Source organism: Kitasatospora sp. NPDC094028, assembly GCF_049543595.1.
In the GTDB taxonomy this organism is placed as follows: Bacteria; Actinomycetota; Actinomycetes; order Streptomycetales; family Streptomycetaceae; genus Kitasatospora.
Genome location: NZ_JBMVFA010000002.1, coordinates 371,454 through 396,878, shown reverse-complemented (window position 1 = coordinate 396,878; position 25,425 = coordinate 371,454). Strand labels below are relative to the sequence as shown.

Sequence of the window (25,425 nt, the reverse complement as noted above, 5' to 3'; positions counted from 1 at the left end):
CCCTGATGACCCACGTCGTGATCGTCAACCACGAGGAGCAGTACGCCGTCTGGCCGCGCCGGGCCGAGCTGCCGGCCGGCTGGCGGGCGACCGACTGGACCGGCGACGAGCGCGCCTGCCTGGAGCGCGTCGCCGAGGGCTGGACGGACCTGCGCCCCGCCTCGGTGCGCGAGGCCGTCGCCGAGGACGCCGCCCGCCCGGCCGTCCAGCTGCTGACCGCCGGCCCGGTCCAGCTGCGCGAGGTGCTGCCGGCCGAGGCCGAGCAGCTGCGCGACGGCGGCACCGCCGGGCTCGACTGGCTCGGCGGCACCCCCGGCGACGGCACCCGGGTCGCCGCGAAGATGCTGGCCGGTGCCGCCGCGGCCGGCCTGCTGCGGCCCGGCTGGGGCATGTACCTGCTGGTGCGCAGCGAGGACGCGGTCGTGGTCGGCGGCATGGGCTTCCACGGCGCCCCGGACGGCGGGCAGGTGGAGATCGGCTTCGACCTGGTCGAGCCGGCCCGCGGCCACGGCTACGCGACCCTCGCGCTCGGCGAACTGGCCTGCTGGGCGCTGGCCCAGGACGGCGTCGACCGGGTGATCGCCACCACCACCCCGGACAACCACGCCTCCCAGCGCGTCATGGAGCGGGCCGCCTTCGCGCGCATGCCCGACGCCGACGGCCTGTTCGTCTACCAGCTCACCCACTGACCACCCGACCCACCGCCCGGGGGACGTCCGCCCGCCGGTGGCCTTGAGAAGGAGACCGAGCATCATGGCGTACGCCGCCCCCGCCCTGGCCCACACCGCCCTCGAACCGCTGCCGCAGCCGTACGAGTACCGGCGGCGCGAGGCCGTCGAGCCCGACTGGACCCGCTTCCCCGGCTGGCGCGACGTCACCGCCGCCCAGTGGCGGGACCCGCAGTGGCAGCGCGCGCACTGCGTCAAGAGCGTCAAGCAGCTGCGCGAGCTGGTCGGCCCCGGCCTGGACGAGGCGTTCTACGCCGATCTGGAGGCCGACCAGCGGCAGCACGCCACCATGTCGCTGCTGCTCACCCCGCAGGTGCTGAACACCATCGGCCCGGACGGGCCGCCGGAGACCGGCGCCTGGTACCGCGACCCGGTGCGCCGCTACATGCTGCCGGTCGCCTCCGACCGGCAGCCGACCCTGCCCAGCCACCCGCTGGCCTCCCGGGACTCGCTGCACGAGGCCGAGATGTGGGCGGTCGAGGGCCTGACCCACCGCTACCCGACCAAGGTGCTGGCCGAGCTGGTCACCACCTGCCCCCAGTACTGCGGGCACTGCACCCGGATGGACCTGGTCGGCAACAACACCCCGCAGATCGCCAAGTACCGCTTCGTGCTGCGGCCCGCCGACCGGCTGGACCGGATGATCGACTACCTGCGCGCCACCCCGACCGTGCGCGACGTGGTGGTCTCCGGCGGGGACGTCGCCAACGTGCCCTGGCCGCGCCTGCGTTCCTTCGTCGACCGGCTGCTGGACATCGAGTCGGTCCGCGACGTCCGGCTCGCCAGCAAGGGCCTGATCGGCCTTCCCCAGCACTGGATGGCACCCGAACTCCTCGACGGCATGGCCGAGTTGGCCGCCAAGGCGCGCTCCCGCGGGGTCTCGCTGGCGATGCACACCCACGCCAACGCAGCCCAGCAGGTCACCCCGCTGGTCGCCGAGGCCTCCCGGGCGCTGCTGGACACCGGCCTGCGCGACGTCCGCAACCAGGGCGTGCTGCTGGACGGCGTCAACGCCAGCCCGGAGGCGCTGCTCGACCTGTGCTTCGGCCTGCTCGACAACGCCGGCATCATGCCCTACTACTTCTATCTCTGCGACATGATCCCCGGCGCCGAGCACTGGCGCCTGCCGCTCGCCGAGGCGCAGCGCCTGCAGCACGCGATCATGGGCTACCTGCCCGGCTTCGCCACCCCGCGCATCGTCTGCGACGTGCCGTACGTCGGCAAGCGCTGGGTGCACCAGGTCGACTCCTACGACCGCGAGCGCGGCATCTCCTCCTGGCGCAAGAACTACCGCACCTCGGTCGAGCACGACGACCCGGAGGCGCTGGACCGCACCCACCACTACTACGACCCGGTGCACACCCTGCCCGAGGCCGGCCGCCGCTGGTGGAGCACCCCCGAGGCCCTCGCCCTCACCGGCGGTGCGGCATGAGCGAGCGCAGCAAGCGAATCATCGAAAGGTGCGCGTGGGCGAATGCCCTCGCCGAGCGGAGCGAGGCGGGCGCATGAGTCTTTCGATGGGACTGCACCGGGTGCTGGAGCCCGCCGGCGTGCTGCCGCAGGCCGCCTGGCGGCTCGACCCGGACCCGGTGATCGCCGACGACGAGGTGCTGGTCTGCGTCGAGGTGCTGAACCTGGACGCCGCCTCCTACCGCCAGCTGCACGACAAGCACCGCGGCGACGGCCCGGCGATCCGCGACGAGGTCTGCGCGATCATCGACGAGCGCGGCAAGATGCACAACCCGGTCACCGGCTCCGGCGGCATGCTGATCGGCCGCGTCCACGCGGTCGGCCCGGACTCGCCGCTCGGCCTGCGCCCCGGCGACCGGATCGCCACCCTGGTCTCGCTCAGCCTGACCCCGCTGGCCGTCTACGACGGGCTGCTCGGCTGGGACGGCCTGAGCGAGCGGATCCCCGCGAAGGGCCACGCGGTGCTGTTCGGCCGCTCGATCGCCGCCGTCCTGCCGGACGACCTGCCGGACGAGCTGGCGCTGTCCGTACTGGACGTGTGCGGCGCCCCCGCGCTCACCGAGCGGGTCGTCCGCGCCCAACCGCTGCCCACGCCCACCGTGCTGGTGCTCGGCGCCGCCGGGAAGTCCGGCTCGCTGTCGCTGGCCGCCGCCCGCCGGGCCGGCGCCGGACGGCTGATCGGCGTGGTGCCGAACGAGGCCGAGCGGCGCGCCCTGGAGGAGTCCGGGCTGGCCGACCTGGCGCTGCTCGGCGACGCCCGCGACCCGGTGGGCCTGGCCGCCCTGCTGGACGCGCACAGCGGCCCTGCCGACGTCACCGTGGTCTGCACCGACGTGCCCGGCTGCGAACACCCGGCCATCCTGGCCACCCGGGACGGCGGCACCGTCGTCTACTTCTCGATGGCCACCTCGTTCCCGGCCGCCGCGCTCGGCGCCGAGGGGCTGGCCCGCGACGTCACCATGCTGATCGGCAACGGCTACCAGCCCGGGCACGCCGCCCTCGCGCTCGACCTGATCCGGCAGGAGCCGGGCGTGCGGGCGCTGTTCGATCACCGGCTCGGCACCGAGCCCGTCCTCGCCGGGAGCCTGTGATGACCACCGCCGTACGCGCCCCGGGCAAGCTCGGCCTCGACCCGGTGCTGGTCCGCCGCGCCCGCGAACTGGCCGCCCAGGCCGGCCGCCCGGTCGTCGACCTGGCCCGCTCGCACACCACCGTCGCCGTCGAGCGCGCCACCCTGCGCCTGGCCGGCCTGAACGGCGCCGACCCCGAGGGCATCCCGTGGGCGAACCGGCTGGTCGACGCCGTCCGCGACCAGGTCGGACTGGAGCACGGCGTCTGCCTGCCGGTCTGGGAGGCGCTGCGCAGCGGCGAGTACCGCGACCTGACCGACCTGGCCGCCCGCGCCGCCACCCGCACCGTGCCGTTCCGCGTCCCCGAGGGCGACGCCGCCGTACGGTCCGAGGCCGCCGCCCGCACGGCGGTCGGCCGGGGCATCGCCCGGATCGACGAACGGCGGCGCGAGCGCGAGGAGTTGGTGCGCCGCTGGGGCAACCCGAAGGGCCCCTGGATCTACCTGATCGTCGCCACCGGCGACATCCACGAGGACATCCGGCAGGCCCAGGCCGCCGCCCAGGGCGGCGCCGACGTGATCGCCGTGATCCGCTCCACCGGGCAGTCACTGCTCGACTACGTCCCGGACGGCGCCACCCGCGAGGGCTACGCGGGCACCTACGCCACCCAGGAGAACTTCCGGCTGATGCGCGCCGCGCTGGACGAGACCTCGGCCGAACTCGGCCGCTACGTCCGGCTCACCAACTACGCGTCCGGGCTGTGCATGCCGGAGATCGCCGCGCTGGCCGGACTGGAACGCCTCGACATGATGCTCAACGACTCCATGTACGGCATCCTGTTCCGCGACATCAACCCGGTGCGCACCTTCGTCGACCAGCGCTTCTCCCGCCAGCTCCACGCCCGGGCCGGCATCGTCATCAACACCGGCGAGGACAACTACCTCACCACCGCCGACGCCGTCGACGCCGCCCACACCGTGACCGCCAGCCAGCTGCTCAACGAGTACTTCGCCAAGGAGGCCGGCCTCGCGGACGGCCAACTCGGCCTCGGCCACGCCTTCGAGATCGACCCGGCGGTGCCCGACTCGTTCCGGCTGGAACTCGCGCACGCCCTGCTCGCCCGCGAACTCTTCCCGGACGCCCCGCTCAAGTGGATGCCGCCCACCCGGCACATGACCGGCGACGTCTTCCACGGCTACCTGCTCAACGGCTTCTTCAACCTGGCCGGCGCGCTCACCGAACAGAGCATCCTGCTGGTCGGCATGATGACCGAGGCCGTCGTCACCCCCTTCCTCTCCGACCGCGACCTCGCGCTGCGCAACATCCGCTACGTGCTGGACGCGGCCGGCGGCCTCGCGGAGGACTTCCACCCCGCCCCGGACGGCCTGATCGCCCGCCGCGCCGGCCAGGTCCTCGGCGAGGCGGTCGACCTGCTCGCCGACATCCGCGAGCGCGGCCTGCTGGACGCCATCGCCGCCGGCACCTTCGGCGGCATGCGGCGCACGGCCGAGGGCGGCCGCGGCGCGGACGGCGTGGTGGCGCGGGCCGCCGGCTACCGCAACCCCGCCATCGACCTCCTGGAGACCACGTGACCCCGGACCTCCTGCTTCCCGACGCCCCGACGCTGCCCTCCGTCGCCACCACCGTGCGCCCGTACGGTGACACCACCGACGACGGCATGGTCCAGCTCTCCTTCACCCTGCCCGTCCCGCACGGCCCGCTCGCCGACGGGGCCGCCCTGCAGCTCGCCCGGAAGATGGGCCTCGACCGGCCGCTGCTCGTCCACTCCAAGCCGATCGGGCGGGACTTCAGCTTCTTCGTCGTGTACGGCCCGGTGGTGCACGAGGTCGACCTCGACGAGATCGAGGTCGTCGAGCGCGAGTACCCGCTGCTGACCGCCAAGGAGGCCAACACCGCCGTCAGCGAGCGGCTCGGCCGAAAGCTCGTCGTGCTCGGCGCCTGCATCGGCACCGACGCGCACACCGTCGGCATCGACGCCATCCTCAACATCAAGGGCTTCGCGGGCGAGAAGGGCCTGGAGTACTACCGCGAGCTGAAGGTGCTCAACCTGGGCGCGCAGGTCAGCGTCCCCGACCTGGTCCGCCGGGCCCGCGTCGAGGGCGCCGACGCCGTCCTGGTCTCCCAGGTGGTCACCCAGCGGGACGCCCACCTCACCAACGTCAAGGAACTCAGTGCCGAACTGCGCGCCGAGTTCGCCGAGCACGAGCGCCCGCTGCTGGTCGTCGGCGGCCCCCGCTTCGACCCGGGCACCGCCGCCGAACTCGGCGCCGACCGGGTCTTCGGCCGCGGCACCACGCCCGCCGACGTCGCCAGCTACCTGGTGCACGCGCTCACGGGGGTGGGCCCGCGATGAGCGCACCACACCTGCCGCATCACCGACTCCCGGACCCGGAGCGTCCCATGACCACGGCCGACCGCCTCGACACCCGCTTCGCCGCGACCGCCGCCCGGTACCCCGACCGCACCGCCGTCTCGGACACCTCCGGCGTACTGACGTACCGCCAACTCGACGCCCTCGCCTCCGAGGTGGCGGCCACCCTGGCCGGGCGGGTCTCCCCCGGGCAGCTCGTCGCCCTGCGCGCCGACCGCACCCGGCACGCGCCCGGCGGCATCCTCGGCATCCTCCGCTCGGGCGCCGCGTACCTGCCCGTCGACCCCGGCTACCCGGAGGCCCGGCAGCAGCACCTGCTGGACGACTCCGGCGCCCAACTCGTCCTCACCGACGCCCCGTTGCTGCCGGGTGAATCGCCCCTCACCACCATCGGCCCCTTCACACTCGCCACCCGCCCGGGCGCGGTCGCCAAGGCCACCCCCGCCGACACCGCGTACGCCATCTACACCTCCGGCTCCACGGGACTGCCCAAGGGCTGCCTGGTCAGCCACGCGCATGTGCTGGGCCTGATGGACGCCGCCGCTCCGCTGTTCGACCTCGGGCCGGAGGAGGTGTGGACGATCTTCCACTCCTGGAGCTTCGACTTCAGCGTGTGGGAGCTGTGGGGGCCGCTGCTGTACGGCGGCCACGCGGTGGTCGTCGACCGCGAGAGCGCCGCCGACCCGGAGTCCTTCGCCCAGCTGCTGGCCGACCGGGAGGTCACCTTCCTCAACCAGGTCCCCTCCGCCTTCGGCAACCTCGTCACCGAAGCCGTCGCTCTGGGCCTCTCCTTCCCCGCCCTCCGCCACGTGGTCTTCGGTGGCGAGGCACTGGTCCCCGACGACGTCCGCCGCTTCTGGCAGGCCGGCACCGGCCCCAATGCCACCCTGGTCAACATGTACGGCATCACCGAGACCACCGTGCACGTGACGTTCTGCCCCCTCACCCCCGAGCTCCTGGCAGGCGCCCGCCCCGGCCGCACCCCCATCGGCCGCCCCCTCCCCCACCTCGCCATCACCCTCCGCGACGCGGACGGAGCTCCTGTCCCGCCCGGCCAACCCGGCGAACTCTGGGTCTCCGGGGCGTCGGTCAGCCACGGCTACCTGGAGCGCCCCGAACTGAACGCCGCCCGCTTCACCGATGGCCACTACCACAGCGGCGACTGGGCCATCGAAGAGCTCGACGGCTCCTTCAGCTACCTCGGCCGCCAAGACGGCCAAGTCAAACTCCGAGGCTTCCGTATCGAGTTGGGCGAAATCGAAGCCGCCCTCCGCACCATCCCCGGAGTCAGCAGCGCCGCCTGCACCGTCACCCCCGACGCCCAGTCCCTCACCGCCTACGTCGTCGCCGACCCGGAAGCGGTCCCGGCCCGCGACATCCGCACCCACCTCGCGGAATGCCTGCCCGCCCACATGCTCCCCCAGCAGATCCACCACCTCCGCCAGCTCCCGCTGACCCCCCACGGCAAGCTGGACCGCACGGCTCTCCTGGCGGCGTGACCCCGGGTTGGTGCGTAGGAAGTCGGCCGGGCCGACTTCCTACGCACCAACCGTCCCTCGCCGGGGAAGATCGAGGACCATCAGTGGGACGCGGCACCGACCTGCCGTGTCGAAGCAGGCCCCTGCCCAACCGGGCAGGGGCCTGCTTCCGGGCTCGCTCGGTGACTCAGATCGCGCCGAACTCGCCAAGCTGGACAGCGGTGACGAACGACTTCCAGGCGTCAGCCGGGAAGACGAGAGCGGGGCCCTGGGGGTCCTTGGAGTCACGAACTGGGGCCAGGCCGGGGAAGTTCGGGGCCAGCTCGACGCAGGACCCGCCGTTGTTGCTGTAGCTGGACTTGAACCACGCGGCGCCGGACAGGTCTACAGGGGGGATCATGACGTTCCTCTCACGCCTTGCGGACTGCGGATCATCTCCAGCGACGCGGCCTTCGACAGCGCTTCCACCTGGAGCTGGTGGTAGTCCCGCTCCCAGGCGCGAGCAGTCTGCTTGTCCCTTGCGAGGAAGCCGCGCAACTGGCACTCCGAGTATGCCAGGAGCGTTCGATCCGGCATGGTCAGCAGCGTGACCATCATGGTGAACGGCAGCTCTTCCGCGAGCTCGAACGGGGCCACCTGGATCGTGATGTTCGGCCTGCCGGCAAGGGCTTCGAGGTGGTCCCTCTGTCGCGCCATCACATCGGGCCCGCCGACCGTTCGCCGCAGCGCCCCTTCGTCCAGCACGAAGTGGAGATGAGGAACCGGCTGTCGGTCGATCAGGCGCTGGCGAGTCACGAGGAAGTCCAGGCGTTCGTCCAGCTGCTTCTCGGTGATGCTGCCCCGCCGAACGGCGGCGGAAGCGAACGCCTGCGCGTATTCCGGTGTCTGGAGCAAACCGGGCACAATGCCCAGCTCGAAGTGGCGGACCTCAAGGGCCTTGGTCTCGTGGAGAGCGTACTCAGGGAACCCTTCCAGCAGGGATGCGCGGGAGTACATCCGCCACAACTCCACGAAGGTGCCGCCGGTTTCGAACACCTCGTCGGCTTTCACTGCAAATTTAAGAGTGATGGGCTTCTTCGCTCCCTCGATGTAGGAGATCAACCCGTGCGAATAGCGCATCCTCCTGCCGAGCTCGGCCTGGGACCAGCCTCTGGCCTTCCGCAACCTGCGGATCTCCCGCCCGAAGCGGATGGCCAGAGATGACGTCTCGTCATATTCGTTCGACTCCACGGCCCGACCCCTCTGTGACGCACCAGAACAGTGAAGGTTGAGACCTGGCAATCGTAAGGGAAGGCACGCCACCATGGCTACGCCAGGTGAGGCGTTGACTGCGCCGAGCAACCTATGGAGCCACCCATGCCTTCAGAACAGACGCGCCCGCGACAGGTCGGACACGAAGCCCGGACGATCCCCAAAGACCTGGAGCTGACGCTTGCTTGGCTCCATGCCGGGAGACCGGTTCAGCGCCCCGAGCCGGCAACCGTCTGCCTGCCGTACCTTCCGGAGTCGGTGGGGGCGGCGCGGCGCTTGGTACGTGCCAAGCTGCGGGAGTGGGGGCTGGACGAGCTGATTGATGAAGCCACCTTGATCGTCAGCGAGTTGGCCACCAACGCGGTCAAGACCGGGTGCCAGACGCGCATGGTCGTCGCCGTGCGGCGCCCGTCCGACCGGGTCGTTCGCATCCTCGTCGGTGACGGGTCCCGGGTGATACCCGTGATGATCCGGGCCAACTGCAATTCCACCTCGGGCCGGGGGCTGGCCATGGTCCACCGGCTCACGCGTGGGCAGTGGGGCGTCACGCCGCTCCCGCTCGGGAAGGTCGTCCACGCCGATCTCCCGATCGTCGAGCGGTGAAGCCCCTCCCGCCCGAGGAGTCCGAGGACACGCCCGCACCTGAACCGCCCCCGCGCAAGCCCGATGTCTGGACCGCTTGGGACACCGACGCCGACCGCCTCTGGGTCGCCACCACGGACGCCCGTTCCTGGGCGGCCGCCGACCGCGACCACGACCGCTTCACCGTTCACCAGCACGGCTCCCGCCGCCTCTGGGGCGAGATCGAGGCCGCCTATCTCTGGTGGGAGGACCGGGGCAGCCCCGGCCCCGAGCGGTTCGGGATCACCGTCACCGAGCACACCCGGCAGGCCTGGCTCGACCACCCCACTCGCACCCTACGAATGGAGCTGCCATGACCGTCCCCTCTCCCGAGTTCGTGGCCGGTCTGGTGGCCGAGGCCGAGGCCGCCGGGGTCACTGGCTTCGTTGCCGGGGCCGTGGTCGGGCATGACGGCCGCGAGCTGATCGGCGCCTGAGGCGGTCCCCGCTGCTACGGGTGCGGGCGGGTGCGTTGGGTGGGGAGGAGGGGGGCCGGGGCGCGGCGGGCGAGGTCGGCGAGGGTGTGGAAGAGGACGTCGCCGAGGAGCACCGGGTCGCGGGAGGTGTCCCGGGCCGGGGCCTCGGTGGTCTCGAAGGTGGTGGGCACGGTTCTCTCTGCCGATGTGGTGGCCACGGCCGGTTCCTGCCCGCGGCCCCCGTTCCGGACACGCGTCAACCCCGCCGATCGGCCGGAAAACGGCGCCCGGCGCCCCGAAGACGGCCGAAAGCAGGCCCGTACCGCCGTCGTGACCCGACCGGGCGGATGGGCGAAGATGGTCCGGTGACCGAGCCCCGCAGCACCGCCCCCCGCCTGATCGCGACCGACCTGGACGGCACTCTGCTCTGCGCCGGCGGCACCGTGAGCGACCGCACCGCGGCCGCGCTGGCCGCGGCCGAGGCGGCCGGGACGCAGGTGGTGTTCGTGACCGGCCGCCCGCCGCGCTGGATGCAGCAGGTGAGCCCGCACATCGGCGGTCACGGGGTGGCGATCTGCTCCAACGGCGGCGCGGTGGTGGACGTGCGGCGCGGCGAGCTGCTGGAGTCGTTCCCGCTGGGGGCCGGGACGGCGCTCGCGGTGGTGGACGTGCTGCGGGCGAAGCTGCCGGGCACCGCGTTCGCCTTCGAGTACCCGGCCGGTTTCGCCCGCGAGCCGGAGTACGCGGTGCCGATGTGGGGTGAGGAGACCGACCATCCGATCGGCTCGGCCGAGGAGCTGCTGGGCCCGGGCGGCCGGGTGAGCGGCCTGTTCAAGCTGCTCGCCAAGCACCCGGACCTCGACCCGGACACCTTCCTCACCGAGGCCCGGTCGGCGGCCGGGCACCTGGCCGAGATCACCCGCTCGGCGCCGATCCCGCTGCTGGAGATCAGCGCGCCGGGCGTCACCAAGGCGAGCACGCTGGCCCGCTGGTGCGCCGAGCACGGGATCGACCGGAGCGAGGTGGTGGCCTTCGGCGACATGCCGAACGACCTGGAGATGCTGGCCTGGGCGGGCACCGCCTACGCCGTCGCCAACGCGCACCCGGAGGTGCTGGCGGCGGTGGCGCGGCACACCGTGAGCAACGACCAGGACGGCGTCGCCGCCGTCCTGGAGGAGTTGCTCGGGCTCCAGGAGAGCTACCCGAAGCGCCCGTTGACGTAGTCCGAGGTGCGCTGGTCGCGCGGGCTGCCGAAGATCCGCGCGGTCGGCCCGGCCTCGACGATCCGCCCGGGGGTGTCGTGGGTGGCCAGGAAGAACGCGCAGCTCTGCGAGACCCGCTGGGCCTGCTGCATGTTGTGGGTGACGATCACGATGGTGAGCCGCCCGCGCAGTTCGTCGATGGTCTCCTCGACCCGCCGGGTGGAGGTGGGGTCGAGCGCGGAGCACGGCTCGTCCATCAGCAGGACGTCCGGCGAGACGGCCAACGACCGGGCGATGCACAGGCGTTGCTGCTGCCCGCCGGAGAGCGCGCCGCCGGGGGTGTGCAGCCGGCCGGACACCTCGTCCCAGAGCCCGGCCCGGCGCAGGCTGGTCTCGACGAGTTCACGGCGCTCGTCCTTGGACACCTTGATCCCGGCCAGTTTGAGCCCGCTGGCCACGTTGTCCTCGATGGACATCGCCGGGAACGGGTTGGGCCGCTGGAACACCATGCCGATCCGGCGCCGCACCTCGGCGGGGCGGCGCCCGGCCCGGTACACGTCGTCACCGTCCAGCAGCACCTCGCCGGCGAGGGCGGCGCCGCGCACCATCTCGTGCATCCGGTTGAGAATCCGCAGGTAGGTGGACTTGCCGCAGCCGGAGGGGCCGATCAGCGCGGTGACCTCGCCGGCCGGCATGGCGAGCGAGACCCGTTCCAGCACCTTGCGGGAGCCGAACCAGGCGGACACCTCGCGGGTCTCCAGCCCGGCCAGCGGCCCGGTGGGAGGCCCGGCGGGGGGCACCGGGGGAGCCGCGGCCGGCAGGGTGAGGGTGTCGGCGGCCTGGTCGCCCGCCGCCGCGTCGGGCGGCGGCTGCCGCGTGGTGTCGGTCATCGGTTCGGTCCTCCGGGCGCGCGTCAGTAGAGGTTGGGCAGCAGGGCGGCGGCGTTCTCGTACACCGCCCAGAGCAGGGCGCCGACGACCGGCGCGAGGCTCAGGTAGACGGCCGGGGGCCGCCAGTGCCGGGCCAGGCAGAGGCCGCCGACGACCGCGCCCAGCAGGCCGAGCGACCACAGCTGCAGCGCGGCCAGCGCGCCCTTGTCGGCGGCCAGCGCCTTGTCGTGGGCGGTGTTCGCGGGCCGGCCGCCGGGGTCGGGCTGGGGGTCGCCGTCGAGCCGGGCGCCGATCAGCACGGTGGAGCCGGGGATCCAGTCGGAGTCGCCGGTGACCAGGACGAGCCGGTTGCGGGCCGGGTCGGTGATCGGGTGGTCGCCGTCGCCGTACACGTTGACGGTGTAGGTGGACCTCCCCTGCCCGGTGGTGGCCTCGATCTTGTCGCCGACCCGCAGCTCGGACAGGTCGGCGAACGGCGCGCCGAAGGTGGCGCCCCGGCCGAACAGCACCGCGACGCCGCTCTGGCCGGGCAGCGCGGTGTCCCGCCGGTGGCCGGGGCCCCGCATCAGGTCCCGGCCGGTGGTGCCCTCGACGACGACGCTCTGGTGCAGCCCGATCGCGGGGATGTCCAGCAGGGCCACCGGATCGCCGTCCGGCGCCGCGCCGGTGGGGGCGACGGCCCGGGCCAGCTGGTCCTGGAAGGTCTTGTAGGCGGTGGACTGGTAGTGCCGTTCCTGGAGGTGCGAGAGCGTGAACAGGTAGCCGACGAAGCCGAGCACCAGCGCGGCCAGCAGGCAGACCGCCCAGGCGCCCTGCAGGAACCGCCGCCGGCCGGGGGTGACGGCCGGCCGGGCCGCCGGCGCCGGGGGGCTCACCCGCGCCACGGCGGGCGCCGCCGGCTTGTCGAGCACGGGCGCGGTCACGAGGCACCGCCGGAGTCGCGGCGGCGGCGCAGCAGTCGGCGGCCGAGCAGCGGCGGCACCAGCACCACGGCGAGCAGTTCGAGGGCGGTGAGGGTGGACAGCGTCCAGTCCTCGGGGCGGCCGGACACCTCGACCACGTTCGCGGCGACCTCGGTCGCGCCGCCGCCGCGGCCGCGGGCGACGACCTGGCCGGTCTGCGGGTCGATCACGTCGTCCGCGGTGCCGTCGCCGGCCGCGGCGGCGTTCGGGTCGGCCGCGGCCGCGGGCGCGTTCGGGTCCCCGGCGCCGCCCGGACCGCCGGCGCCCGTGCCCTTGTCGCCGGTCCCGCCGCCGGTGCCGCCCGTGCCTCCGGCGCCGCCGGAACCGGAGCCGGAGCCGTCCGAACCCTTCTTCACCGCCTGCCCGTTCTGCACGACGCAGTCCAGCGGCTGCCCCTGCTTGTCGCACGGGCTCGGCATCGGCGCGTTCCTGAGGACGGTGAGCTCCCCGGCCGCGTTGAAGGTCGGGTTGGCGCAGTTGGCGAGCGTGTCCGGGTTGACCGGGCTGGCGTTGCCGGGGATCGACTTGGTCTGCAGCAGCCCGCCGCGGACCAGGCCGCGCGGGATCGGCGAGTAGCCGAGGCCGTCCGCCTCGCCCTGGCCCTCGCACAGCACGTAGGCGATGAACCGGCTGAGCGCGGCGCCCTTTTCGGGGGTGACCCGGTCCGGCGGCGGGTTGGCGGCGCCGGCGCGCGGCACGATCAGGTAGCTGTAGCTGGAGATCGGGTAGGAGCGCGGGTCGTCCATGGTGTAGACGCCGTCGAGGTTCTGCTGCAGGTAGTTCGGGTCGTTCGGCGGGGTGTTGTCGTCGACGCCGCGGATCCTGGCGGCGGTGAGCGCCACGGCGACGTTGGAGGCGGTCGGCAGCGAGTAGTAGCCGGCCTGGTTGAGCACCTTGACGACCGGCCAGTTGCTGAGCTTGGCGAAGGCGTACTCGTCGTAGCCGATGGTGCCCTTGCCGGTGGAGGCCTTGATGTAGCCGGCGACGATGTCCGAGCCGCTCTGCGCGGTCATCCGGCCGGACGGCGGGAAGAACTCGGTGTAGTCGCCGCAGGGCACGCCGTTCACGGAGGTGCAGTAGGCGTCCCACTGGTCCTTGTGGGTGTGCTCCATCCAGCGGGTGAACTGGGCGGTGGCGCCGGAGCCGTCCGAGCGGACCACCGGGGTGATCGGCTGGCTGGGCAGCGCCTTGCCGTAGTCGGCGGTGATCTTCGCGTCGTTCCAGTTGGTGATCTTGTTGGTGAAGATGTCCACGATGGTCTGCGGGGAGAGCCGCAGGTCGCGGACCTGCTTGCCGCCGACCTCCAGGTTGTACATGAAGGTGGTGCCGCCGGCGGTGATCGGGACGTACGAGTAGCCGTACTTGGCCTGCTCGGCGCTGCCCTGGTAACCGGCCTGGCCCGCCTTGCCGACGCCCTGGTCCTGCGCGGTGCGGAACGGCACGTCGGAGGCGGTGAAGTCGTCCTGCCCGAGCGACCACAGGTTGCGGCCGGCCGCCGAGCCGATCGGGTTGAAGCTGATCTGGATGCCCTGCGGCCCGACGTCCTGGCGCCACTGGTCGAGGGCCGGCGCGGCCCAGCTGGAGCCGTCCGCGCTCAGCGCGACGGTCGCCGCGAACGCGCGGGAGCCGGGGCCGAGCAGCGGGGCGGCGGCGAGCAGGAGCAGGGACAGCAGCAGGGCGAGCCCGCGGGCCGCGGGGCGGGCCACAGCGCCCGTCGACATGCGAACTCCTCTGGTATGGAGGGTGGTTGGGTCGGTCATCAGCTGCTCCCCGGCCGCGGCAGGCCCGCACCGGCGACGGGCGCCGAGGCCTCGGCCCGCCGGGCGTCGCGGTCGATCCGCCGCTTCTGGCGCCGGGTCAGCTCGCCCGGCTGGTGCCCGCCGAGCACGCGCGCGGTGACGAACAGGATCAGCACCACGGCCATCAGGGTCAGCCCCGCGGCGAACGCGCGCGCGACCATCCCCGGGTGGGGCTGCTTGACGTAGTTCCAGATGTACAGCGGCAGCGACACCTGGTGGTCGTGGAACGGGTCGGCGTTGAAGCCGGGGGTGAAGCCCGAGGTCAGCAGCACCGGCGAGGTCTCACCGACGCCGCGCGCCATGCCGAGCACCACCGCCGTCACCAGGCCGGGCCGGGCGGTCGGCAGCACCACGTTCCACACCGTGCGCCACTGGCTGCCGCCGAGCGCGTACGAGGCCTCGCGCAGGGTGCCGGGCACGAGCCGGATGACCACCTCGGCGGCCCGGGTGACGATCGGCATCATCATCACGGTGAGCGCCAGCGAGGCCGCGAAGCCGCACTTCTCGACGCCGAGGCCGACGATGAGGACGCCGAAGATGAACAGGCCCGACACGATCGACGGCAGGGCCGTCATCGCCTCGACCAGGGTCCGTACCGGGCGGGCCATCCGGCCGCCGACCTCGGACATGAAGACCGCCGCCGCGATGCCCAGCGGCACCGCGAACAGGGTGGCCAGGCCGAGCTGTTCGAGCGAGCCGACGATCGCGTTGAGCGCCCCGCCGGAGGTGATCGGGGAGAGCGCGGCGGTCCGTTCCATCGACTCGGTGAAGAAGTTGAGGTGCTGGGCCGCCTCCCAGCCGCGCTCGCCCACGTAGCCGATCTGGTCGCCGATCAGCGCGACCACCAGGAGTCCGGAGCTCCAGGCCAGCACCGACACCAGCCGGTCGCGCACCATCAGCCTGCCCCACTGCATCAGGCCGAGCGTGAAGTAGCCGGCCAGGAACAGCAGGTACCAGCAGAGCAGGAAGCCCAGGGCGCCGCTGAACGGCAGCACCCGCTCGTACAGCGTCCAGTCCAGCGCCAGCGCGCCGACCAGCGCGCCCGCCACGGTGAACACGTCCTCGCGGGTGACGCCGCCGAGCCGCAGCTTGGTCTCGGGGCGCGGCGCCCTGGCGGGGGGCGCCGTGACCTCCGCGGGTCCGGCGACCGGCGGGCGGTCGAGCGTGGTCATCGGGTCGTCCCTTCGACGGGGAGGGTCATGGGCGCCGCCTCAGTCCGCGGTGGCGGCCCCGGAGCGGGACCGGTTGATCACGAAGCCCGCCGCCACGTTGACCAGCAGGGTCAGGCCGAAGAGCACCAGGCCGGCCGCCATCAGCGCGGAGAGCGACACCGGGTCGGACTCCCCGAAGCGCAGCGCGATGAGCGCCGAGATGGAGTTGGCGCCGTTCTCCAGGATGTGCGTCATGGGCTTGAAGCTCGGCGAGATGATCAGCGCGACGGCGATGGTCTCGCCCATCGCCCGGCCGAAGCCCAGCATCACCGCGCCGATCACCCCGCCCTTGCCGAACGGCAGCACCACCGAGCGGACCATCCCCCAGCGGGTGGAGCCCAGCGCGTAGGCGCCCTCCCGCTCGCCCTGCGGGGCCTGGGAGAACACCTCGCGGCTGAGCGAGGTGACGATCGGGATGATCATCAGCGAGACCACCACGCCCGCGATGAACGTGGACGAGGTGTACGAGGTCGAGATGTCGCCGGTGCGCACCTTCAGGAACGGGATCGCGTCGCCGAGGTGGTTGGAGAGCCAGCGGGTGAAGCCGATGATCCGCGGCTGGAGGAAGAACAGCCCCCACAGGCCGTAGACGATGCTGGGGATGGCCGCCATCAGGTCGACCAGCGAGATCAGCAGGCCGCGCAGCCGCACCGGCGCGTACTCGGAGATGAAGACGGCGGTGGTGAGCGCCACCGGGACGGCGATCACCAGCGCGATCACCGCGATCAGCAGGCCGTTGGGCAGGACGGCCCCGATGCCGAAGTTGTGGGCCGCGGTCTGCCACTTCTGCTCGGTGAGGAAGCCGAGACCGGCCGCGCGCAGCGCGTCGGTGCCGCGCAGGATCAGGAAGAACGCGATCAGGCCCATGATCGCGAAGACCGAGAGGCCGGCCGTCCGCAGCACGCCGCGGAACACCCGGTCGCCGGGCGTCGCGGAGACGATGATCGTGCGGGGGACGTCCTGGTCCGGCCCGTCGTCGGGTCGGCCCGACGCCGACCCGCCGTACGGTGCCGCTGGCTCGGCGGCGGCTGTCATGGTCTGTCCTCCGGGCTCGGGGGCGGGTGGACGAGGGCACGGTGCGTCTGTCACTGGCGCCGCCGCAGCCGCGCCCAGGTCTGCCGCGCCCCCGCGAGTGCCTTCTCCCCGGCGGGCGTCCCGCCCAGGAACAGCGCCGCCGGGCCGCCGACCAGCAGCACCAGGCCGCCGATCAGCGCGACGGGCAGCAGCAGCCGCGCCGCCCCGGACCGGTCGGCGATCGGCGTCCCGGCCGCGACCGGCGCGGCCGCCAGCGGCTTGCCGGGCCCGGTGGTCGCCGCGGGCTTGGCCGGCGCCTTGGCGTTCGCCGCCGCACCGGGTGCCGCGGCCGCCGCGCCCGCGAGACCGCCGGCAGCCCCGGCCGCCGCCTGGTCCCCGCCGCCCGCCGCACCGCCGTCGCCGGCCTGCGCGGCCGGGGCCGCCGCGCCGCCGCCCGCAGCGGGGGCCGGGCCGGCACCGGTGTCCCCGGGCGCCGGCGGGTTCGGCGGCGCGGCCTGGTTGCCGGGCAGCTTGCCGTCCTGCGACTCCAGGTGGCTGATCGCGTCGGTGGCCTGGGCGCGCTGAGCGCCCGTCAGGGCGAGGAACCCGGGCGGCAGGTGGCCGGGTTCGAAGCCGTAGACCTGGCCGCTGGTGGTCACCGAGCGCATGAACTTGGTCATCGCGGTCACCTTGTCCGGCGCGACGCCCTTGGTCGGCAGCATCGCGTAGTCGACGGTGGTCAGCGGGTACGCCTTCTGGTCCCGGGAGAACGCCGAGTCCGCCGTGCCGTACGGAAGTGACTGCACGCCGGTCGTCGGGTCGACGGTCATATCGGCGACGGCGGCCTGGAAGCCCGGGGTGTCCGGGGCGACGAAGCCGCCGCCCGGGTTGAGCAGCTGCGCCTCGGGCAGGGCGAAGGCCTTCGCCTGGCCGGAGTCCATGATCGCGACGAGGGTGCGCACGCCGATCGTCATGGCGGCGCACGGGTCGTGGGACTTGTCCGTCTTCTCGTCCAGGCTCACGCAGGTGGACTGGTTCCACAGGACCTTGCGCACCACGTCCTTGATCCCCGTGGAGATCGGGTTCCACTCGTACTGCTTCCAGTGCTTGGCCGCCTCCATCGCGGCCTTGGGGTCACCGCTGCTGTCCTGCCGGATGAACGAATCGACGGGGTAGCCGGAGAAGGCCGGGCGCAGGTAGGAGCGGTTCACGTGCATGCCCCAGGGGTCGGGCTCGCCGTCCAGGAAGCGCACGGTGTCCGGGTCGGCGGCCAGCCACGAGGTGAGCTGGTACGTCAGGTCCGAGATCCCGCCGAACACCGTCGGCGAGGAGTCGGCGGAGCTGCAGTCCTTCGGCCAGCTGCCCTTCCCGTCGTCCGGCGGCGGGTTGTACTTCTGGAACTCGGGATCGGCGAAGACGCAGGTCGGGTTGCCCTTCACGGACTCGGTGGTGCTGCCCTTGCCCTCGTAGGACTGGGTGAGCAGCTTCGCCACCAGCCGCGCGTCGAGCTTCATGTCCCTGATCTGGCGATGGGTGTTCGGATCGTCCACGACGAACACCACCGAGATCCCCGACGACGCCATCGGCGCGTAGACGTACGGCCGGGGCGGCGGCGACTGGGTGTCCGGGCGGGCGGCCAGCGCCATGTCCTTCCCCCCGGCGAAGAACTCCGAGCGCGCCATGAAGTCACCGTTCGCGTAACCGTAGGACACCAGCTGCGGGTCGTCGCTCTGGCACATTCCGGTCTGCCACTGGTCCATCGCCCGCTTGGCGGGTTCGAGGCCGGCGGCCGAGAAGGCGGCGTTCTCGCTCGGGCAGGAGGACGGCGTGGGAGCGAACTCCAGCGGGATGGCCACGTGGCGGTCCCAGGCGCACTGCTCACCCGTGTAGAACTTCGACCACTGATTGACGGTCCCCACGAGCTGCGCGTCGGAGGCCAGGTCGAAGCCGTTGAAGTCGAACTTGTGCTCCTTGCAGTTGACGACGCCCTTCCGGGTCGGGTCCTTGAAGGACAGCGTGTCGCCGCCGTAGTTGGGCTCGACCACGATCGAGCAGGGGTGCTTGTCGTCGCAGCCCAGGCTGGGGCTCTGGACGGCCGTGAGGAGTTCGATGTCCGCGTACCCCGAGCCGTCCTCCCCCGTCACCGCGAGGACCTGGTTCGACGGGAAGTCGGGGAACGTCGTTCCGGCGGCGGGCTTCTTCTGCTGGAACCCGGCGTTCGCGTCCGCGTTGTACAGCGTGCTGCCGTAGCAGTCGGTGATCTTGGGATCCTTGCCCCGGCACTGGTACACCCGCACCTGGTAGTGCGCCGAACGGCTCGTGCTCGGGCCGTTCGGCCAGGGCTTGCCGACCGAGACCATGGACTTGGTGAAGCCGGTCCAGCTGACGTGGACCCGCTGGTTGACCAGGTTCTTGGTCTGCGCGACGGTGATCGATCCGTGGGTGTCCCCGTCCTTGCCGGCCACGGCGTCCAGGATCAGGGGGCCCTGGACGGTGACGGCGGAGCTGTCGGCCGCGGCGGGCGTCACCGCACCCAGGCCGATCGGGATGACGCCGACCGCCACCACCACCGACCACACCAGCGCGATCGCCGGCAGACGGCGGCGCCCCCCTCCCGGACGTCTCCGGTCCGGCAGTCGGACTCTCATGGCGGGCACCTCCGTGCGGTCGCGGGATCGGCCAACGGTTCCGATACCCGGCCATTCGGCCAGCCCGAGGTGGCCGAATCCGGTCACCCGCATGTACGAGACCCCAACGCGGCACTCATGAAAGGGAGTTGGCGCGTAAAGCAGGCCGCCCCGCCGAGCGGCCGCTCGGCGGGGCGACGTGATGAGCCTCCGAGCACCTGTTGCACCCAGTGTCAGCTGACGGCTGTCCAACCCCACGGGCGTGGACCGTTCTCCCCTCTCAGGCAGGAAAGGCGGTAATGAGCTTCCTCCCGGTGTCTGACCGGATCTGCCGCCGCATGCTGGAGGGCGAAGCAAGTGACCCGGAACTCACGGATGTTCCGCAGCACCGGGTAGCCGGCCCAGGTCATCACGTCGGCTCCGTACGCCTCGCAGAAGGCGGTGTACTCGCTGTCCGAAACGGTGCCGAAGGTGCCGTAGCCGACAGCGGTGGCGGTGAGGTCCCATTCGGGAGGTCCCAGGGAGGTGCGTTCGAAATCGAGCAGGTAGGTGGTGGTCGTGGTGACCGCCACGTTGCCACCCCACGCATCGCCGTGGATGACGCTCGCAGGCCGGCCCGGGGGGAGGCTCAGCCATGACGCTTGGAGTTCGGCCAGGCGGCCGCGGAGCCACTGCCGCTGCGTGTCGTCGAGCGTGGCCGCGCCGTCGATCCTGTCGGTGAGCCGGACGAACGGGTCGAGACTGCCCAACAGGAAGTCAGGGATGGGAAGTTCATGGACGCGCCGGAGGAGCGGTGCGATGTCGGCAGCGGTTCCTGGCTGGTGAGGCGGCAGCTCGTGCCAGAAGGTCACCGGGTTGCCGTCCACGTCCAGCGGCTCGCGCAGGTGGTCCAGCGGCCGCACCGCAGGCACCCCGCAGTCACCCAGCCACCGGGCGACCGCCAGTTCACGGCTCGCGGCTGCCGACTGCCCAGGGCGGCCGATGCGAGCCACGACCCCGAGCGGCAAGCGCCACAGCGCGTTCTCTCCGATCCGTATCGGTTCGGCGTCCGCCGCAGACAGGCCAACCGTCGCACATGCCTTGAGCAGTAGGGAATGGGAGTCCTCGATGTTGCTCACGCTGCCACCGTAGCGGCGATCTGTTCCCGCAGTCCCTGGACGTCGCCGAGGCTGCGGTGGCGATGGGCGACCCGGCCAAGCTCGGCCATGTCATGGTCAGCACCCAGTGAGCGGAGGGCGCTGACCTCGGCGAGTGCGCTGCGGCTCTCGGCCAGCGCCTGCTCAGGGTCGCCGACTGCCATCTGGAGCGTGGCGCACCAGCGACCTGTCGATCTCGGGTGCGTCGTCTCGCCTGCGCGTGAGGTGCCCCGCCGGCGGCCCCTCGCGGGGCGAGGGGCCGCCGGAACGGTCCACTCAGGCACCGCCGATGACGTGCTCGTCAGCTCGGGAGGTCGTTGCCCCGGTACAGCTGGGTTCCGGCAACGACTACCTGTCGGTCAGGGTCGGGGTGGGCGTCGAGCTCGTCCGCGCTGCGATAGCCGAGGACCGCGCTGGTGCGGGTGGATCCGCCGGTGTTCGGGCCGACCGTGTGGAAGACGGTGCCGTCGAAGAACAGCAAGCCACCGGCGGGGACCGGGACGGGAACTGCCTGGTCAATGAGGTCCGCGAGTTCGGGGTGCTCGTCCATCCAGGTGCCGCCGCCATCGCGCTGAGGGACGCCGACGTAGGGGGCACGGTGAGAGCCGGGGACGATCCAGGTGCAGCCCGCCTCCACGGTGGCGTCTTCGAAGTACACAACGGCGGTCAGCAGGCCACGGGTGGGCTGCAGGATGTCTCGGTGCAGCCTCACCTCCTGGGCGCCGGGGGCGTTGAGGGAGCCCTGGTTGTGTCGGTTGAGGACGTAGACCACATTGGGTCCCAGCAGCGCGGTGAGGGGCCCGGTCAGGGCGGGGTGGGCGACGAGGCGATGCATGAGGGCGCGGTCGTGCTGGTACAGCCGGTACACCTTGGCCTGCCCGGCGGGCAGGCGGGCGGCACGGGCATGGACCGTCTCAGCGACCTCATCCAGAAGGACGCGTGGCAGGCCGGGGTCGGGCAGGCGCAGGTAGCCGAGGTCGCGGAAGTGGCGGGCCTGCTGTTCACTCAACGTGGACAGGGTGATGGACACGGTGGTCGATCTCCTCTCAGGTGGTACGGCCGAAAGCGGCGAGACGGTCGGGTGTGCCGAGGTCGGGGGCCGGGCTGCGGATGTCGAACGCGCCGACCGGGTGGCCCTGGCTGATCGCCCAGGGCATGAACTGCCGGTACAGGTCGGACTCGCCGGGGCAGGTCAGGCGTTGGGCGTACTCCTCGAACAGCGCCCGGAACGGGGTGGGGGCGAGGATGACGGCGCCGGTGCTGGTGGCCTGCCGCAGCCCACTACGAGTCCCGGTCGGCAGGGTGGCGCCCACGCCTTCGAGGGCGTGGACGACGTGTTCGCCACCCGGATCGAGGAAGATACGGCCCGCGTTCTGGGCCGATCGGCCAGGCACAGTGGTTACCGTCCAGGTCACCGCCACCGGGCGGGAGCGGTGCTCGGCGACAGCCGAGGGCAGTAAGGCGGTGGGGAAGAGAGTGTCGGCGGGCAGCACCACCCCGGCGGGCGTGTCGGGCAGGTGAGCCAAGGCGGCGTAGGCGGCACCTGCGGTACCAAGCGGGTGCCGTTCGCGGTGGATCGTCAACTCCACCTGCCGGGCGGACGGGTGAGTGAGGGCGTAGGTCTCGACCGCTTCGGCGCCGGTGGCGGGGTCGGCACTGGTGAGCACGGCGATCCGGCGGAACCCTGCGGCAGTGAGCTGGGCGAGCGCGTGGCCCAGCATCGGGGTACGGCCGTCGTCGGTATCGACCGGCAGGAGCACCTTCGGCGTGCGGTGCAACTCGGCGTCGGACGCCGCACGCAGGCGGCTGCCCTTGCCGCCGGCCAGAACCAGGGCGACCGCTTGAGCAGGCAGGGAGACGAGCGTGCTGCTGTAGTACGGGTCGGTGGTATCGGTCGCACTCCGTCCGGTCACGGGGATCCTCCCGGGTGGCGGGTGGCTGAGCGCGGGATGCCGACCCACCCACCCCCGGGGTCACAGGAGGTTCAGCACGTCCAGGGCGAGGTAGGCGGCGGCGGTGTCGGTCATCTCGCCACGGCGGAGCACGCGGCTGCGAAACTCCGCCAGGTCGAAGGTGACGACGTCGATGAACTCGGTGCGTTCGGGGGTTGGTTCGGCGACCTTGATGCAGTCGGTGGCGAAGAAGGCGAAGCGGCGGGAGTTGGAGTAGGCGTCCAGCCAGTAGGGTCCGGCGGCGTGGACGTCGCCCTGGTAGCCGGTCTCCTCCAGCAGTTCCCGCGCGATGGCGTCCGGTGCCTGCTCGCCGGGCTCCAGGAAGCCGCCGGGCAGTTCGTAGAGCACCTGGTCCGGGCCGGGCCGGTACTGGCGGGCAAGGATGACCTGCCGGTCGCTGGTGAGGGCGAGCACCGCGCCGGCCGGGCGCTCGCTCTTGAGGTAGAACTCCTCCTTTCTGCCATCGGGCAACTCGAACTCGACACGGTCCACGGACCGGCCGAACTTGCTGAAGACGGTGGTGCGTTCGATCTCGCGCCACGGCGCGGTGTCCGTCGTCATGGCCAGGACTGTACGGGTCCGGCCCGTACGCGGAACGTCTGTTCCGCAGCCGGTGCCTGGTGGCGGGTGGGGCATGTCCAGGAGACCACCGGATCGGGTGACAGCGACAGAGCAGATCGGTAGGCAGTCCGTGGCCGACCCGATACGCTGAGTTCTCTGCCTGAGCCGAGGGTTGGGGGCGGGGCACCGTGGCGAACGTGCTGTTCAGGCACACGCGGCTCGCACTTGGGCTGACACAGCGCCAGGTTGCGGAGAACGTACGAGCGCTGGTCGAGGCGGCCACCGGACGTGAATCGTCGTTTGACGCCGGCTACGTCTCACGCATAGAACGTGGCCTCATCACCTGGCCGCGCGAGCACTACCGGCAGGCCCTCTGCATGGTCCTGGGGGCGGGGACGGCGGCCGAGCTGGGCCTGATCGCCAAGCAGATCCACCACCACGAGCACCCCGATGAGGTGAGTTCCTCGAACCGCCGAGACGTCCTTCAGACAGCCCTGGTCGCCCTGCTGCCGCCCACCCCACCGCTCTCGCGCCTGCGCATGGGTGACATCCGCGCGATGACCGAGCGCACCGGCGTGCTGGAGCGCTGGGACCGGGCCACGGGCGGGCGGGCCGTGCGTGACTTCGCGCTGCGCGAGCTGCACACTGCGGTGGCTCTCACCGAGGTGTCGACCAGCCCGGCCGTGCGGGCCGCGTTACTCGGTGCGATCGCCCGCCTCGCCAACCTCACCGCTTGGTCCTCCTTCGACGCAGGCCTGTTCGACGAGGCCCGCCCGCTGTTCCAGCTTGGCCTGACTACAGGCCGCGAGCACGGTGATATCGGCTTGCTGTGCCACTTGGCCACCAATGCCGCCCGCCAGGAGATCCACCTGCGTCGGCCCAAGCGAGCCCTGGAACTGGCCGGTCAGGTGGACGGACATCTGCCCGCCGCAGGAAGGGCGATGCTCGCCGCTGTCCGGGCCCAGGCCCACGCCCTCCAAAGCGACGAGCGCCAGGTGGCCCGCCACCTCGCTGCGGCCGAGCACGCCTACGACAGGGTCATCGACCTCGCCTCTGGCCCGGCCTGGACCCAGAGCATCACCGCGGCCAAAGTCGGCAGCGACACCGGCTTCGCCCTGTACTTGCTCTCGGCCGCCACCGGCCGCGACAACCCGAAGGTCGTCGCCGATCTGCGCCGGGCCGCTGGGGCCGACACCGCCCAGGCCCGGGTGCGGGCGATGGCCACGGCCCGCCTCGCCACTGTGCTCTACCGCCAGGGCGAGCGTGCCGAAGCCGACCAGCACGCTGCCCAGGCCCTCGACTTGGCGGCCAGCGTCGGCTCGGCCCGCCTGGCAACCGCACTCGCCGACATGCGCCACGCGGCCCTGCAGTAGGTCCTCTACCGGCGGCCTCTTGCGGGGAGCAAGAGGCCGCCGGAACGATTCGCTAGGCGGTGGGGATCAGGTGGTCGAACTCGCCCGCCTTGGCGCCCAGGAGGAGCGCAGCGAACGGGCGGGAGGCCGTGCGGACGATGACGTCACCCTCGTCGGACTCGCGCAGTTCGATCACCCCATCGGCGGCCCGCACCTCGACGCAGTCTGAGTTCGCACCGGAGTAACTAGACTTCTGCCAGAGAGAATTAGGCATACTTACTTTCCATATCCTTCTTGATGGATCGAATGAACTCGCGAGATTCATCTTCCGAGAGCGCTGCCGAATCGAGCCGGGCGAGCAGAGATCGGAATCTCGCTGTGTGGGCAGGCGCATCGAGGAGCACGTTGCCGACGCTGGAGTCCGTCTGCACTGTGTCGAGCTCCGGAACCGGCCCTTCGACATAGGTGAAGTTCTCGTAGTTGAGCGGAAGCGTATCGACATCGAACAGCACGACCCGAACCGTGATGGTCGACCGCTCGGAATCCTCGATGAGGCTACAGAGCTGCTCGGCTTGGACCTTGGCCCCACTGAACTGCATGCGCAACGCCGCCTCATGAATGTACGCGGAGTAGTGCGTTGCACGGGATCGCGCGATGTCCTGCCGTCGCATACGGAAGGCCGTTCTCAGGTCGACTTCGTGACGCGGAAGAGGCGTCAAGGATCGGGCGAAGACGGCAGAGGTGTAGGCGTTGGTCTGAAGCAGTCCAGGAATGAAGGCCATCGTGTAGGTTGAGAGCCCGCGTGCATGAGCTTCGATCTCGGCCACCTCAAGGAAGTCCTCCGAGAGAGCTCCGCGATACTCCTCCCACCAGCCGCCCTTGTCCCGGTCGGTGATGATGTCCGCCAGCGCGTCGATCAGGGGCTCGTTGACGCACATGCACAGCGCCGCGATCGTGCGCAGGCGCTCCACGCTGATGCCCGTCCTCCCGCTCTCCATCTGCGTCACGTGCGCCGGGTTGATGCCCAGCGCGCGGGCGAGTTGACTGCCTCCGAGCCCGGCCTGCTCCCGCATCCTTCGCAGCTCGGCACCCAGGCGCAGCTGGCGGAGAGTCGGGTTCGATCGAAGCGCCATGGCGTCCTCTCTGCAGGTCGTGGGACCAGTCTGCCTCACGGCCGCAGCCACGTTCGGGGGAACTTCGCGCGGACCGCCACAAATCTGTGGCGGTCCGCGCTATCGTCATCCTCAGCTCGATCAGATGGATCGTCAGTAATGCCTGTTCACAGGGCAGTAGG

27 protein-coding genes are annotated in these 25,425 nt (G+C 71.8%); 11 read left to right on the top strand and 16 right to left on the bottom strand.

Annotated elements, in window-relative coordinates; genetic code table 11:
• The first annotated feature begins 5 nt into the window (after positions 1-5).
• The 6 genes from ACPC54_RS04845 to ACPC54_RS04820 all read left to right on the top strand — a co-directional run bounded on the left by ACPC54_RS04845 (position 6) and on the right by ACPC54_RS04820 (position 7,159).
• Entirely contained in the window at positions 6-689 is a 684-nt protein-coding gene (locus tag ACPC54_RS04845; protein WP_498961215.1) for a GNAT family N-acetyltransferase, read from the top strand.
• 64 nt (positions 690-753) lie between these two features.
• A complete protein-coding gene (locus ACPC54_RS04840) occupies positions 754-2,160 on the top strand; it encodes a KamA family radical SAM protein (protein WP_498961213.1) in 1,407 nt (468 codons plus the stop codon).
• Between the two features lie 73 nt (positions 2,161-2,233).
• The gene (gene kdd / locus ACPC54_RS04835; protein WP_498961211.1) at positions 2,234-3,289 is read left to right on the top strand and encodes an L-erythro-3,5-diaminohexanoate dehydrogenase; all 1,056 of its coding nucleotides are present in this window, start codon (positions 2,234-2,236) and stop codon (positions 3,287-3,289) included.
• Positions 3,289-4,860, top strand: a complete 1,572-nt coding sequence (gene kamD, locus ACPC54_RS04830) for a lysine 5,6-aminomutase subunit alpha (protein ID WP_498961209.1) — start codon at positions 3,289-3,291, stop codon at positions 4,858-4,860. Before kdd ends, kamD begins: the two co-directional genes overlap by 1 nt.
• Complete coding sequence (gene kamE / locus ACPC54_RS04825) at positions 4,857-5,642, top strand: lysine 5,6-aminomutase subunit beta (RefSeq protein ID WP_498961207.1); 786 nt, start codon at positions 4,857-4,859, stop codon at positions 5,640-5,642. The genes kamD and kamE overlap by 4 nt, the downstream gene beginning before the upstream one ends.
• A gap of 47 nt (positions 5,643-5,689) precedes the next feature.
• On the top strand, positions 5,690-7,159 hold the full coding sequence (locus ACPC54_RS04820) for an amino acid adenylation domain-containing protein (protein WP_498961205.1): 1,470 nt from the start codon (positions 5,690-5,692) through the stop codon (positions 7,157-7,159).
• 166 nt (positions 7,160-7,325) lie between these two features.
• Here the strand turns inward: ACPC54_RS04820 and ACPC54_RS04815 are convergent, their stop codons facing one another.
• Both ACPC54_RS04815 and ACPC54_RS04810 read right to left on the bottom strand, forming a co-directional pair.
• The gene (locus ACPC54_RS04815) at positions 7,326-7,538 is read right to left on the bottom strand and encodes a DUF397 domain-containing protein (RefSeq protein ID WP_498961203.1); all 213 of its coding nucleotides are present in this window, start codon (positions 7,536-7,538) and stop codon (positions 7,326-7,328) included.
• The gene (locus tag ACPC54_RS04810) at positions 7,535-8,368 is read right to left on the bottom strand and encodes a helix-turn-helix domain-containing protein (RefSeq protein WP_498961201.1); all 834 of its coding nucleotides are present in this window, start codon (positions 8,366-8,368) and stop codon (positions 7,535-7,537) included. Before ACPC54_RS04810 ends, ACPC54_RS04815 begins: the two co-directional genes overlap by 4 nt.
• Positions 8,369-8,494: 126 nt before the next feature.
• On the opposite strand from ACPC54_RS04810, the gene ACPC54_RS04805 reads away from it, so the two are divergent.
• From ACPC54_RS04805 to ACPC54_RS04795, 3 genes are read left to right on the top strand one after another with little or no spacing between them, the layout of a single operon-like run.
• The gene (locus ACPC54_RS04805; RefSeq protein ID WP_498961199.1) at positions 8,495-8,992 is read left to right on the top strand and encodes an ATP-binding protein; all 498 of its coding nucleotides are present in this window, start codon (positions 8,495-8,497) and stop codon (positions 8,990-8,992) included.
• Entirely contained in the window at positions 8,989-9,327 is a 339-nt protein-coding gene (locus ACPC54_RS04800) for a hypothetical protein (protein WP_498961197.1), read from the top strand. Before ACPC54_RS04805 ends, ACPC54_RS04800 begins: the two co-directional genes overlap by 4 nt.
• Positions 9,324-9,446 carry a hypothetical protein gene (locus ACPC54_RS04795; protein ID WP_498961195.1) on the top strand — a complete coding sequence of 41 codons (123 nt, stop codon included), beginning with the start codon at positions 9,324-9,326 and terminating at the stop codon, positions 9,444-9,446. The genes ACPC54_RS04800 and ACPC54_RS04795 overlap by 4 nt, the downstream gene beginning before the upstream one ends.
• A 14-nt stretch (positions 9,447-9,460) precedes the next feature.
• Here the strand turns inward: ACPC54_RS04795 and ACPC54_RS04790 are convergent, their stop codons facing one another.
• Positions 9,461-9,616, bottom strand: coding sequence for a hypothetical protein (locus ACPC54_RS04790; RefSeq protein WP_498961193.1), 156 nt, complete (start codon positions 9,614-9,616; stop codon positions 9,461-9,463).
• A gap of 156 nt (positions 9,617-9,772) precedes the next feature.
• Here ACPC54_RS04790 and ACPC54_RS04785 point away from each other — a divergent pair, with 156 nt between their 5' ends.
• Positions 9,773-10,648 carry an HAD family hydrolase gene (locus tag ACPC54_RS04785; RefSeq protein WP_498961191.1) on the top strand — a complete coding sequence of 292 codons (876 nt, stop codon included), beginning with the start codon at positions 9,773-9,775 and terminating at the stop codon, positions 10,646-10,648.
• Here the strand turns inward: ACPC54_RS04785 and ACPC54_RS04780 are convergent.
• The 11 genes from ACPC54_RS04780 to ACPC54_RS04730 form a co-directional block, all read right to left on the bottom strand.
• Complete coding sequence (locus ACPC54_RS04780; protein ID WP_498961189.1) at positions 10,624-11,517, bottom strand: phosphate ABC transporter ATP-binding protein; 894 nt, start codon at positions 11,515-11,517, stop codon at positions 10,624-10,626. The two genes, ACPC54_RS04785 and ACPC54_RS04780, sit on opposite strands and share 25 nt — an antisense overlap.
• A gap of 23 nt (positions 11,518-11,540) precedes the next feature.
• A complete protein-coding gene (locus ACPC54_RS04775; protein ID WP_498961187.1) occupies positions 11,541-12,440 on the bottom strand; it encodes a class E sortase in 900 nt (299 codons plus the stop codon).
• Positions 12,437-14,200, bottom strand: coding sequence for a phosphate ABC transporter substrate-binding protein PstS (locus ACPC54_RS04770; protein ID WP_498961185.1), 1,764 nt, complete (start codon positions 14,198-14,200; stop codon positions 12,437-12,439). The genes ACPC54_RS04775 and ACPC54_RS04770 overlap by 4 nt, the downstream gene beginning before the upstream one ends.
• Positions 14,201-14,238: 38 nt before the next feature.
• On the bottom strand, positions 14,239-15,450 hold the full coding sequence (gene pstA / locus ACPC54_RS04765) for a phosphate ABC transporter permease PstA (RefSeq protein WP_498961183.1): 1,212 nt from the start codon (positions 15,448-15,450) through the stop codon (positions 14,239-14,241).
• A 39-nt stretch (positions 15,451-15,489) separates the two neighbouring features.
• Positions 15,490-16,524, bottom strand: a complete 1,035-nt coding sequence (pstC, locus tag ACPC54_RS04760) for a phosphate ABC transporter permease subunit PstC (RefSeq protein ID WP_498961181.1) — start codon at positions 16,522-16,524, stop codon at positions 15,490-15,492.
• Positions 16,525-16,574: 50 nt separating this feature from the next.
• Positions 16,575-19,151 (bottom strand): hypothetical protein, encoded by a 2,577-nt coding sequence (locus ACPC54_RS04755; protein ID WP_498961179.1) that lies wholly within the window; start codon positions 19,149-19,151, stop codon positions 16,575-16,577.
• Between the two features lie 212 nt (positions 19,152-19,363).
• Positions 19,364-20,248: a phosphotransferase family protein gene (locus tag ACPC54_RS04750; protein WP_498961176.1), complete on the bottom strand. Its 885-nt coding sequence runs from the start codon at positions 20,246-20,248 to the stop codon at positions 19,364-19,366.
• The gene (locus ACPC54_RS04745; RefSeq protein ID WP_498961175.1) at positions 20,245-20,430 is read right to left on the bottom strand and encodes a hypothetical protein; all 186 of its coding nucleotides are present in this window, start codon (positions 20,428-20,430) and stop codon (positions 20,245-20,247) included. The genes ACPC54_RS04750 and ACPC54_RS04745 overlap by 4 nt, the downstream gene beginning before the upstream one ends.
• A 137-nt stretch (positions 20,431-20,567) precedes the next feature.
• On the bottom strand, positions 20,568-21,296 hold the full coding sequence (locus ACPC54_RS04740; protein WP_498961173.1) for a phytanoyl-CoA dioxygenase family protein: 729 nt from the start codon (positions 21,294-21,296) through the stop codon (positions 20,568-20,570).
• Between the two features lie 16 nt (positions 21,297-21,312).
• Positions 21,313-22,179, bottom strand: coding sequence for an NTP transferase domain-containing protein (locus tag ACPC54_RS04735; RefSeq protein ID WP_498961171.1), 867 nt, complete (start codon positions 22,177-22,179; stop codon positions 21,313-21,315).
• A gap of 60 nt (positions 22,180-22,239) precedes the next feature.
• Positions 22,240-22,779: an NUDIX hydrolase gene (locus ACPC54_RS04730; RefSeq protein ID WP_498961169.1), complete on the bottom strand. Its 540-nt coding sequence runs from the start codon at positions 22,777-22,779 to the stop codon at positions 22,240-22,242.
• A 188-nt stretch (positions 22,780-22,967) separates the two neighbouring features.
• Between ACPC54_RS04730 and ACPC54_RS04725 the strand changes: the two genes are divergently transcribed.
• A complete protein-coding gene (locus ACPC54_RS04725; RefSeq protein WP_498961167.1) occupies positions 22,968-24,152 on the top strand; it encodes an NsdA family TPR-like regulatory protein in 1,185 nt (394 codons plus the stop codon).
• Positions 24,153-24,204: 52 nt separating this feature from the next.
• On the opposite strand, the gene ACPC54_RS04720 is transcribed toward ACPC54_RS04725, so the two are convergent.
• Positions 24,205-24,405 (bottom strand): DUF397 domain-containing protein, encoded by a 201-nt coding sequence (locus ACPC54_RS04720; RefSeq protein ID WP_498961165.1) that lies wholly within the window; start codon positions 24,403-24,405, stop codon positions 24,205-24,207.
• Positions 24,398-25,264: a helix-turn-helix domain-containing protein gene (locus ACPC54_RS04715; protein WP_498961163.1), complete on the bottom strand. Its 867-nt coding sequence runs from the start codon at positions 25,262-25,264 to the stop codon at positions 24,398-24,400. The genes ACPC54_RS04720 and ACPC54_RS04715 overlap by 8 nt, the downstream gene beginning before the upstream one ends.
• Positions 25,265-25,425: the final 161 nt, after the last annotated feature.

Excerpts from the sequence above, each read along its gene's own strand:
- ACPC54_RS04840 (WP_498961213.1), top strand. The coding sequence starts at position 754 with ATGGCGTACGCCGCCCCCGCCCTGGCCCACACCGCCCTCGAACCGCTG.
- ACPC54_RS04785 (WP_498961191.1), top strand. The coding sequence starts at position 9,773 with ATGGGCGAAGATGGTCCGGTGACCGAGCCCCGCAGCACCGCCCCCCGC.
- ACPC54_RS04805 (WP_498961199.1), top strand. The coding sequence starts at position 8,495 with ATGCCTTCAGAACAGACGCGCCCGCGACAGGTCGGACACGAAGCCCGG.
- ACPC54_RS04745 (WP_498961175.1), bottom strand. The coding sequence starts at position 20,430 with ATGGCAGTCGGCGACCCTGAGCAGGCGCTGGCCGAGAGCCGCAGCGCA.
- ACPC54_RS04755 (WP_498961179.1), bottom strand. The coding sequence starts at position 19,151 with ATGAGAGTCCGACTGCCGGACCGGAGACGTCCGGGAGGGGGGCGCCGC.
- kamD (WP_498961209.1), top strand. The coding sequence starts at position 3,289 with ATGACCACCGCCGTACGCGCCCCGGGCAAGCTCGGCCTCGACCCGGTG.
- ACPC54_RS04780 (WP_498961189.1), bottom strand. The coding sequence starts at position 11,517 with ATGACCGACACCACGCGGCAGCCGCCGCCCGACGCGGCGGCGGGCGAC.
- pstC (WP_498961181.1), bottom strand. The coding sequence starts at position 16,524 with ATGACAGCCGCCGCCGAGCCAGCGGCACCGTACGGCGGGTCGGCGTCG.
- ACPC54_RS04820 (WP_498961205.1), top strand. The coding sequence starts at position 5,690 with ATGACCACGGCCGACCGCCTCGACACCCGCTTCGCCGCGACCGCCGCC.
- ACPC54_RS04770 (WP_498961185.1), bottom strand. The coding sequence starts at position 14,200 with ATGTCGACGGGCGCTGTGGCCCGCCCCGCGGCCCGCGGGCTCGCCCTG.
- ACPC54_RS04730 (WP_498961169.1), bottom strand. The coding sequence starts at position 22,779 with ATGACGACGGACACCGCGCCGTGGCGCGAGATCGAACGCACCACCGTC.
- ACPC54_RS04845 (WP_498961215.1), top strand. The coding sequence starts at position 6 with ATGACCCACGTCGTGATCGTCAACCACGAGGAGCAGTACGCCGTCTGG.
- ACPC54_RS04815 (WP_498961203.1), bottom strand. The coding sequence starts at position 7,538 with ATGATCCCCCCTGTAGACCTGTCCGGCGCCGCGTGGTTCAAGTCCAGC.
- pstA (WP_498961183.1), bottom strand. The coding sequence starts at position 15,450 with ATGACCACGCTCGACCGCCCGCCGGTCGCCGGACCCGCGGAGGTCACG.
- kdd (WP_498961211.1), top strand. The coding sequence starts at position 2,234 with ATGAGTCTTTCGATGGGACTGCACCGGGTGCTGGAGCCCGCCGGCGTG.
- ACPC54_RS04795 (WP_498961195.1), top strand. The coding sequence starts at position 9,324 with ATGACCGTCCCCTCTCCCGAGTTCGTGGCCGGTCTGGTGGCCGAGGCC.
- ACPC54_RS04720 (WP_498961165.1), bottom strand. The coding sequence starts at position 24,405 with ATGCCTAATTCTCTCTGGCAGAAGTCTAGTTACTCCGGTGCGAACTCA.
- ACPC54_RS04715 (WP_498961163.1), bottom strand. The coding sequence starts at position 25,264 with ATGGCGCTTCGATCGAACCCGACTCTCCGCCAGCTGCGCCTGGGTGCC.